This is a genomic window from Serratia sp. JKS296 (assembly GCF_900215445.1).
GTDB classification, from domain to species: Bacteria; Pseudomonadota; Gammaproteobacteria; order Enterobacterales; family Enterobacteriaceae; genus Serratia; species Serratia marcescens.
This window is the reverse complement of sequence record NZ_OCMX01000001.1, coordinates 4,996,563-5,006,111: the sequence shown is the minus strand read 5'-3', so window position 1 is coordinate 5,006,111 and position 9,549 is coordinate 4,996,563. Positions and strand designations below refer to the sequence as shown.

Below are 9,549 nucleotides of genomic sequence, written 5' to 3'. Positions count from 1 at the left end.
TGCCGCGGGTACACTGCATCTTCACAGCGAGTTCAATTTCACTGAGTCTCGGGTGGAGACAGCCTGGCCATCATTACGCCATTCGTGCAGGTCGGAACTTACCCGACAAGGAATTTCGCTACCTTAGGACCGTTATAGTTACGGCCGCCGTTTACTGGGGCTTCGATCAAGAGCTTCGCCTTGCGGCTGACCCCATCAATTAACCTTCCAGCACCGGGCAGGCGTCACACCGTATACGTCCACTTTCGTGTTTGCACAGTGCTGTGTTTTTATTAAACAGTTGCAGCCAGCTGGTATCTTCGACTGGCTTCAGCTCCATCCGCGAGGGACTTCACCTACATGCCAGCGTGCCTTCTCCCGAAGTTACGGCACCATTTTGCCTAGTTCCTTCACCCGAGTTCTCTCAAGCGCCTTGGTATTCTCTACCTGACCACCTGTGTCGGTTTGGGGTACGATTTAATGTTACCTGATGCTTAGAGGATTTTCCTGGAAGCAGGGCATCAACTACTTCTGCACCGTAGTGCATCGTCATCACGCCTCAGGGTTAGTATGCAACCGGATTTACCAGGTCACACCCCCTACACGCTTAAACCGGGACAACCGTCGCCCGGCTAGCCTAGCCTTCTCCGTCCCCCCTTCGCAGTAACACCAAGTACAGGAATATTAACCTGTTTCCCATCGACTACGCTTTTCAGCCTCGCCTTAGGGGTCGACTCACCCTGCCCCGATTAACGTTGGACAGGAACCCTTGGTCTTCCGGCGAGCGGGCTTTTCACCCGCTTTATCGTTACTTATGTCAGCATTCGCACTTCTGATACCTCCAGCAACCCTCACAGGCCACCTTCAACGGCTTACAGAACGCTCCCCTACCCAACAACGCCTAAGCGTCGCTGCCGCAGCTTCGGTGCATGGTTTAGCCCCGTTACATCTTCCGCGCAGGCCGACTCGACCAGTGAGCTATTACGCTTTCTTTAAATGATGGCTGCTTCTAAGCCAACATCCTGGCTGTCTATGCCTTCCCACATCGTTTCCCACTTAACCATGACTTTGGGACCTTAGCTGGCGGTCTGGGTTGTTTCCCTCTTCACGACGGACGTTAGCACCCGCCGTGTGTCTCCCGTGATAACATTCTTCGGTATTCGGAGTTTGCATCGGTTTGGTAAGCCGGGATGGCCCCCTAGCCGAAACAGTGCTCTACCCCCGAAGATGAGTTCACGAGGCGCTACCTAAATAGCTTTCGGGGAGAACCAGCTATCTCCCGGTTTGATTGGCCTTTCACCCCCAGCCACAAGTCATCCGCTAATTTTTCAACATTAGTCGGTTCGGTCCTCCAGTTAGTGTTACCCAACCTTCAACCTGCCCATGGCTAGATCACCGGGTTTCGGGTCTATACCTTGCAACTAATCGCCCAGTTAAGACTCGGTTTCCCTACGGCTCCCCTATACGGTTAACCTTGCTACAAAATATAAGTCGCTGACCCATTATACAAAAGGTACGCAGTCACACCACGAAGGTGCTCCCACTGCTTGTACGTACACGGTTTCAGGTTCTATTTCACTCCCCTCGCCGGGGTTCTTTTCGCCTTTCCCTCACGGTACTGGTTCACTATCGGTCAGTCAGGAGTATTTAGCCTTGGAGGATGGTCCCCCCATATTCAGACAGGATGTCACGTGTCCCGCCCTACTCATCGAACTCACGACCTGTGCATTTTAGTGTACGGGGCTATCACCCTTTGCTGCGCGACTTTCCAGACGCTTCCACTAACACACAAGCCGATTCAGGTTCTGGGCTCCTCCCCGTTCGCTCGCCGCTACTGGGGGAATCTCGGTTGATTTCTTTTCCTCGGGGTACTTAGATGTTTCAGTTCCCCCGGTTCGCCTCATGCCACTATGTATTCATGACATGATAGTGTGTCGAAACACACTGGGTTTCCCCATTCGGGTATCGCCGGTTATAACGGTTCATATCACCTTACCGACGCTTTTCGCAGATTAGCACGCCCTTCATCGCCTCTGACTGCCTAGGCATCCACCGTGTACGCTTAGTCACTTAACCTCACAACCCGAAGATGTTTCCATCGTTCGCGCTGCAAACATTTGAGAGACTCTATGACAGGTTACTCTTCATCCCAATACGTCTACGGAGGGATAAATTTCAGCCGTCATGTTTCAATTTTCAGCTTGTTCCAGATTGTTAAAGAGCAATATCTTAAACATGACTCGGAAGTCATCTTTAAGATATGGTGTATCGTCAGATACTTGAGACCGCCGCTTTCACCGGGTGGGTCGGAAGCTTGGCGTCCCCTAGGGGATTCGAACCCCTGTTACCGCCGTGAAAGGGCGGTGTCCTAGGCCTCTAGACGAAGGGGACACGACACCGTACTTTTATGACGCTTTTGCTCGTTACTTTTTCATCAGACAATCTGTGTGAGCACGCCACTCGAAGCAATATCTTTAGGTAAGGAGGTGATCCAACCGCAGGTTCCCCTACGGTTACCTTGTTACGACTTCACCCCAGTCATGAATCACAAAGTGGTAAGCGCCCTCCCGAAGGTTAAGCTACCTACTTCTTTTGCAACCCACTCCCATGGTGTGACGGGCGGTGTGTACAAGGCCCGGGAACGTATTCACCGTAGCATTCTGATCTACGATTACTAGCGATTCCGACTTCATGGAGTCGAGTTGCAGACTCCAATCCGGACTACGACATACTTTATGAGGTCCGCTTGCTCTCGCGAGGTCGCTTCTCTTTGTATATGCCATTGTAGCACGTGTGTAGCCCTACTCGTAAGGGCCATGATGACTTGACGTCATCCCCACCTTCCTCCAGTTTATCACTGGCAGTCTCCTTTGAGTTCCCGGCCGAACCGCTGGCAACAAAGGATAAGGGTTGCGCTCGTTGCGGGACTTAACCCAACATTTCACAACACGAGCTGACGACAGCCATGCAGCACCTGTCTCAGAGTTCCCGAAGGCACCAATCCATCTCTGGAAAGTTCTCTGGATGTCAAGAGTAGGTAAGGTTCTTCGCGTTGCATCGAATTAAACCACATGCTCCACCGCTTGTGCGGGCCCCCGTCAATTCATTTGAGTTTTAACCTTGCGGCCGTACTCCCCAGGCGGTCGATTTAACGCGTTAGCTCCGGAAGCCACGCCTCAAGGGCACAACCTCCAAATCGACATCGTTTACAGCGTGGACTACCAGGGTATCTAATCCTGTTTGCTCCCCACGCTTTCGCACCTGAGCGTCAGTCTTCGTCCAGGGGGCCGCCTTCGCCACCGGTATTCCTCCAGATCTCTACGCATTTCACCGCTACACCTGGAATTCTACCCCCCTCTACGAGACTCTAGCTTGCCAGTTTCAAATGCAGTTCCCAGGTTGAGCCCGGGGATTTCACATCTGACTTAACAAACCGCCTGCGTGCGCTTTACGCCCAGTAATTCCGATTAACGCTTGCACCCTCCGTATTACCGCGGCTGCTGGCACGGAGTTAGCCGGTGCTTCTTCTGCGAGTAACGTCAATTGATGAACGTATTAAGTTCACCACCTTCCTCCTCGCTGAAAGTGCTTTACAACCCGAAGGCCTTCTTCACACACGCGGCATGGCTGCATCAGGCTTGCGCCCATTGTGCAATATTCCCCACTGCTGCCTCCCGTAGGAGTCTGGACCGTGTCTCAGTTCCAGTGTGGCTGGTCATCCTCTCAGACCAGCTAGGGATCGTCGCCTAGGTGAGCCATTACCCCACCTACTAGCTAATCCCATCTGGGCACATCTGATGGCAAGAGGCCCGAAGGTCCCCCTCTTTGGTCTTGCGACGTTATGCGGTATTAGCTACCGTTTCCAGTAGTTATCCCCCTCCATCAGGCAGTTTCCCAGACATTACTCACCCGTCCGCCGCTCGTCACCCAGGGAGCAAGCTCCCCTGTGCTACCGCTCGACTTGCATGTGTTAAGCCTGCCGCCAGCGTTCAATCTGAGCCATGATCAAACTCTTCAATTAAAAGCTTGATTTGCTTCCACTCGAGAAGCGATGCTCAAAGATTTACTGCATGAATTTTACTTCAGTTAGTCACTCTTCAAGACTTGATATTTTTTTGCATCCAAAGATGCTGGATATCGTCTTGTGGAGTGCCCACACAGATTGTCTGATAAATTGTTAAAGAGCAGTGCCGAGAAACTCATCGGCGCGGGCTGCGTATACTACGCTTTTCGCCCGGAGAGTCAAGCGTTTATTTCGCTTTCTTCTCGCTGACCCGGCGGCTTGTCAGTCGTTGTTCCCGGTCAGTGGAGGCGCATTATAGGGAGTTCTCGGCAGGCCGCAACCCCTAATTGCAAAAAACTTTTCAAGCGCGGATTTTTTCAACAAAAGGGCGAAAAAGCGGCGAATTTATGTCACTTTTTCAGGCAAACAGCCATAAAAGCTGGCGATCACTGGAGTAAAATAGAAATAACGATGTCAGTAAGGATCCGCAGCCATGCCGTTAAATGCACAACAACAGGCCGCCCAACGCAATCTTTCTTATCTGCTTGCAGAAAAACTCGGCCAACAAATTCTGGCAGGCGATTATCAGGCCGGCAGCATCCTGCCTGGTGAAATGGAACTGGGCGAGCAATTCGGCGTCAGCCGTACCGCAGTGCGCGAAGCGGTGAAGATGTTAGCCGCCAAAGGCATGTTATTGCCGCGCCCGCGCATTGGCACCCGCGTGATGCCGCAAAGCCAATGGAATTTCCTCGATCAAGATTTACTGACCTGGTGGATGACGCGGGAAAACTTCGATCAGGTGATGCAACACTTCCTTATCTTGCGCACCTCGCTGGAGCCGCAGGCCTGCGCGTTGGCGGCAAACCACGCCAGCCCGCAGCAAACCAAGTTGCTGGCGGGGCTGATGGCGGAAATGCGCGCGCTGCATACCCAGTTTGATCGCGAGCGTTGGATCCAGGTCGATACCCAATTCCACCAGCTCATCTACGAGGCCAGCGGCAACCCGTTCCTGACCTCGTTCGCCAACCTGTTCAGTTCGGTGTACCAAAGCTACTTCCGCGCCATCACCGGCAATGAAGTGATCAAGCTGCGCCATCATCAGGCTATCGTCGATGCGATACTCGCCGGAGACAGCGCAGGCGCCCTCGTCGCCTGCCAGGTATTGCTGAAAGAGAAAGACTAGACACGCTCCCCGCTTATATATAGAAGAAAGAGACGAGGGACAGACGACCATTTAACCAGGACCGACCATGACCCAATCCGCGCGCAGTATGGCAGGACTACCGTGGATCGCCGCAATGGCGTTCTTTATGCAGGCGCTGGACGCCACTATCCTCAACACCGCGCTGCCGGCGATCGCCCAAAGCCTGGGGCGTTCGCCGCTGGCGATGCAATCGGCCGTCATCAGCTACACGCTGACGGTGGCAATGCTGATCCCGGTCAGCGGCTGGCTGGCGGATCGCTTCGGCACTCGACGGGTATTCATCTTCGCCGTCACGTTATTCACCCTCGGTTCGCTGCTGTGCGCCTTGTCTCCTACGTTGAGCGCGCTGGTTGCCTCTCGCGTGCTGCAGGGCATCGGCGGCGCGATGATGATGCCGGTCGCGCGCTTGGCGCTGCTGCGCGCCTACCCGCGCAGCGAACTGCTGCCGGTGCTGAACTTCGTCACCATGCCCGGCCTGGTCGGGCCGATTCTGGGGCCGCTGCTGGGCGGCTGGCTGGTAACCTACGCCACCTGGCACTGGATTTTCCTGATCAATATCCCTATCGGTCTGCTCGGCATCTTCTATGCACGCAAATACATGCCGGACTTCACCACGCCCAAACGCCGCTTCGATTTCCTTGGCTTTATGCTATTCGGCCTGAGCCTGGTGCTGATCTCCACCGGGCTGGAGCTGTTTGGCGAGCGGGTGCTGGCCAGCTACGTTTCGCTGGGCATTCTGCTCAGCGGCTTCGTAATGCTGTTCAGCTACATCGCGCACGCACGCCGCCATCCTCAGCCACTGATCGGTCTCGACCTGTTCAAAACCCGCACCTTCTCGGTCGGCATCGCTGGCAACGTCGCCTCCAGACTGGGCACCGGCTGCGTGCCGTTTTTAATGCCGCTCATGCTGCAGGTGGGATTCGGCTACACGGCGATCGTCGCCGGTTGCATGATGGCGCCAACCGCCATCGGCTCGCTGATGGCGAAATCCACCGTCACTCAGGTACTGCGCTGGTTCGGCTACCGTAAAACGCTGGTCGGCATCACCGTTATCATCGGGGTGCTGATCGCCCAGTTCGCCCTGCAAAGCCCGGGCATGCCGCTGTGGCTGATGATCCTGCCGCTGTTCGTGCTGGGCATGGCGATGTCCACCCAGTTCACCGCCATGAACACCATCAGCCTGGCGGATTTGAACGACGCCAACGCCAGCGCCGGCAACAGCGTCCTGGCGGTCACCCAACAGCTGTCCATCAGCTTCGGCGTGGCGATCAGCGCGGCGGTGCTGCGTTTTTACGAATCCCTGTCGTTAGGCACCATGATCGACCACTTCCATTACACCTTTATCACCATGGGGATCGTCACCGTGGCGTCGGCGCTGGTGTTTATGTTGCTGAGAAGGAAAGATGGCCGCAATTTGATCAGCGGCCAGGAAAGCAAGAAAGAAGCGAAGGCGGCCAGTTAACGGCGCCCCACCGAGGCGCGTTCCACCAGCTCGGGCGTCAGCACCAGCACCTGGGGTGCGCGCTCCGGGTTCTGCAGGCGGTTGATCAGCGCATCGATCGCCAATTCGCCCAGCGAATCCTTCGGTTGGTGAATGGTGCTCAGCGGTGGCGCCAAATAACGCGCCAGCTCAATGTCATCGTAACCCATCACCGCCATATCCTGCGGCACGGAAAGCCCGGCCTGATACAGCGCCTGATAAACGCCTACCGCCACCGCGTCGTTGCCGGCGAACACCGCATGCGGCGGCTCGTCCAGCGCCAGCAGTTGGCGCATGGCGTTTACCCCGCCCTCAAACTCAAAGTCGCAATGCACTTCATACCCTGGCGGAACCGGCAATCCGGCGCGACGCATCGCGTTGCGATAGCCTTCCAGTCGGTGACGGGCGGTGGTTTTATCCTGCGGGCCGGCGATGCAGGCGATCTTGCGGTAGCCGCGGGCGATCAGATGGTCGGTCGCCATCTCGCCGCCCAGCAGCGAGTTATCCTGAATAATGTCGTTGGCGCCCTCGAACGGCGCCCAGTCCATCATCACGATCGGCAATGACGGGTAGCGGCTCAGGGCATCTTGCGATGGCCGGTGGTTTTCGGTGCACATCAACAGCAAACCGTCGACGCGCTTTTGCAGCAGCGTCTCCATGCTGCGGTTCATGCGCGCGGCGTCTTCTTCGGTATTGCACAGAATTAAACTGTAGCCGCGTTCATAGCAGCTGCGCTCCACGCCGCGCACCACTTCGGCATAAAACGGGTTGTTGCTGGCGGTCACCAGCATGCCGATGGTGCGCGTCTGATTGAGCTTCAGGCTGCGCGCCAGCGCGGAAGGCGCATAGTTCAGCTGTTCCACGGCCGCCATGACCTTGTCGCGCACGCTGTCGCTGACAAAGCGATTGTTGTTGACCACATGCGAAACGGTAGAAGTTGAAACGCCCGCCAGGCGGGCGACATCTTTCATGGTGGCCAAAGGATCACCCCTGCTGCTGCAAGAAGGCGTCGATCTCTTCACGCCACGGCACCGAAGGCTGCGCGCCTGGGCGGGTCACGGCGATCGCCGCCGCCGCATGGGCGAAACGCACCGCGTCGGCCATGACCTTGCCTTCCAACAGGGCGGTCACCAGCGCACCGTTAAAGGTATCGCCGGCGGCGATGGTATCCACCGCTTGCACCTTGAAGCCGGGCACCCGTTTGCCGTTGCCGTTTTCGCTCAGCCACACGCCGCGGCTGCCGAGGGTGATGATCACCGTCGCGATGCCTTTGTCGTGCAGCGCCTGCGCCGCACGCGCCGCATCGTCGTCGTTGTCCACAGCGATGCCGGTCAAGCGCTGCGCTTCGGTTTCATTCGGGGTGATGATATCGATCATGGCCAGCAGCTCGTCCGGCAGCTCGCGCGCCGGGGCCGGGTTGAGGATCACCTGCGTTTGATGTTGCTTCGCCAAGCGGGCGGCGGCGATCACCGTCTCCAGCGGCGACTCCAGCTGCATCAGCAGGGCGTCGGCGTCGATCACTTTTTGTTGGTAGCGCGCCAGGTAATCCGGCGTCACCGCGGCGTTGGCGCCGGCATTGATGCCGATCACGTTCTCGCCTTCGGCATTGACGAAGATCAGCGCCACGCCGGTGGTGCTGTCGGCGATGGCTTCAATCGGTTGAGTATCAATGCGATCGCTCGCCAGCTGCCGGCGGATACGCTCGCCGATATCATCGGCGCCTACGCAGGCGATAAAGGCGATCTCCGCCCCGCTGCGCCCGGCCGCCACCGCCTGATTCGCGCCCTTGCCGCCAAACGCCACCTTATACTGTTTCCCGATCACCGTTTCGCCCGGGTGGGGGAACTGTTCAATATTGAGGATATGGTCGGCATTGATGCTGCCAAGAACCACCAGCTTACCTGTTTCCATCGCATTGATTCCTGAATTGCGCGCCATCGTAAACGCCCCGTTCCGATGGCGCTGGTATGACTTACTGAGTGACCAGCTTCAAATCCACCGGGATGGTCGCCGGCACTTTTTCGCCTTTCAGCACCTTATCGGCGGTTTCCACACCGATCACGCCGATCTGATCGGGGCGCTGCGCCACGGTCGCCGCCAGCTTGCCGCCTTCGACCGCTTTCACGCCGTCGGCGGTGCCGTCGAAGCCTACCACGATCACGTCGGTTTTACCGGCAGTTTGCAGCGCACGCAGCGCGCCCAACGCCATTTCATCGTTCTGGGCAAATACCGCCTGCACATCCGGGTGAGCGGTCAGCAGGTTCTGCATCACGTTCAGACCCTTGGTGCGATCGAAATCGGCCGGCTGGCTGGCCAACAGTGTGAATTTATTCTGATCCAGCGACTGTTTGAAGCCTTCGCCGCGTTCACGCGCGGCGGAGGTGCCGGCAATGCCTTCCAGCTGAATCACCTTGGCATCGGTGCCCGCTTTCTTGGCGATGAAGTCGCCGGCCATTTTGCCGCCCACGCGGTTATCCGAAGCGATGTGGCTCACCACGTCGCCCTTGCTCGCCACACGGTCCAGCGTGATGACCGGGATCTTAGCCTGGTTGGCCATCTTGATGGCGTTACCCACCGCGTCGGAGTCGGTCGGGTTGATCAACAGCAGCTTGGGCGCCCGCACCATCAGATCCTGCACGTTGGCCAGCTCTTTCGCCGGGTTGTTCTGGGAATCCAACACCACCAGGTTGTAGCCCAACTTGTTGGCCTCTTGCTGCGCACCATCCTTCATCGAAACGAAGAACGGGTTGTTGAGGGTGGACACCACCAGCGCGATGGTGTCTTTGGCCATGGCATTGGCGCTCAGGGTGGCGCTCAGCGCGATGGCGGAGGCTAAGGTTGCCAGTTTTTTCATTTTCATCATCGTGATTCCTGTAGGGGGAG

The 9,549-nt window shown here is 56.9% G+C and carries 5 protein-coding genes, 1 tRNA gene and 2 rRNA genes; 2 read left to right on the top strand and 6 right to left on the bottom strand.

The annotated features are described in order from the left end of the window. The 3 genes from CRO23_RS23915 to CRO23_RS23905 all read right to left on the bottom strand — a co-directional run. Window positions 1-2,055: ribosomal RNA gene (locus CRO23_RS23915) — 23S ribosomal RNA — on the bottom strand; the annotation flags it as partial. Window positions 2,056-2,294: 239 nt separating this feature from the next. After that, window positions 2,295-2,370 (bottom strand) — tRNA-Glu (locus tag CRO23_RS23910). Window positions 2,371-2,458: 88 nt separating this feature from the next. Beyond that, window positions 2,459-4,000 (bottom strand): 16S ribosomal RNA (locus CRO23_RS23905). A gap of 475 nt (window positions 4,001-4,475) precedes the next feature. Here CRO23_RS23905 and CRO23_RS23900 point away from each other — a divergent pair. Both CRO23_RS23900 and mdtD read left to right on the top strand, forming a co-directional pair. Continuing rightward, complete coding sequence (locus tag CRO23_RS23900) at window positions 4,476-5,165, top strand: FadR/GntR family transcriptional regulator (RefSeq protein WP_004933751.1); 690 nt, start codon at window positions 4,476-4,478, stop codon at window positions 5,163-5,165. A 67-nt stretch (window positions 5,166-5,232) separates the two neighbouring features. Continuing rightward, window positions 5,233-6,648, top strand: coding sequence for a multidrug transporter subunit MdtD (gene mdtD, locus CRO23_RS23895; RefSeq protein WP_079452260.1), 1,416 nt, complete (start codon window positions 5,233-5,235; stop codon window positions 6,646-6,648). Here the strand turns inward: mdtD and rbsR are convergent. The 3 genes from rbsR to rbsB all read right to left on the bottom strand — a co-directional run bounded on the left by rbsR (window position 6,645) and on the right by rbsB (window position 9,526). Continuing rightward, on the bottom strand, window positions 6,645-7,646 hold the full coding sequence (gene rbsR / locus CRO23_RS23890; RefSeq protein ID WP_025160301.1) for a ribose operon transcriptional repressor RbsR: 1,002 nt from the start codon (window positions 7,644-7,646) through the stop codon (window positions 6,645-6,647). The two genes, mdtD and rbsR, sit on opposite strands and share 4 nt — an antisense overlap. A gap of 4 nt (window positions 7,647-7,650) precedes the next feature. Beyond that, entirely contained in the window at window positions 7,651-8,577 is a 927-nt protein-coding gene (gene rbsK / locus CRO23_RS23885; RefSeq protein ID WP_097103056.1) for a ribokinase, read from the bottom strand. A gap of 61 nt (window positions 8,578-8,638) precedes the next feature. Continuing rightward, complete coding sequence (gene rbsB, locus CRO23_RS23880) at window positions 8,639-9,526, bottom strand: ribose ABC transporter substrate-binding protein RbsB (protein WP_049299635.1); 888 nt, start codon at window positions 9,524-9,526, stop codon at window positions 8,639-8,641. Window positions 9,527-9,549: the final 23 nt, after the last annotated feature.

Coding starts and splice junctions, on each gene's coding strand:
- CRO23_RS23900 (WP_004933751.1), top strand. CDS start 4,476: ATGCCGTTAAATGCACAACAACAGGCCGCCCAACGCAATCTTTCTTAT.
- mdtD (WP_079452260.1), top strand. CDS start 5,233: ATGACCCAATCCGCGCGCAGTATGGCAGGACTACCGTGGATCGCCGCA.
- rbsK (WP_097103056.1), bottom strand. CDS start 8,577: ATGGAAACAGGTAAGCTGGTGGTTCTTGGCAGCATCAATGCCGACCAT.
- rbsB (WP_049299635.1), bottom strand. CDS start 9,526: ATGAAAATGAAAAAACTGGCAACCTTAGCCTCCGCCATCGCGCTGAGC.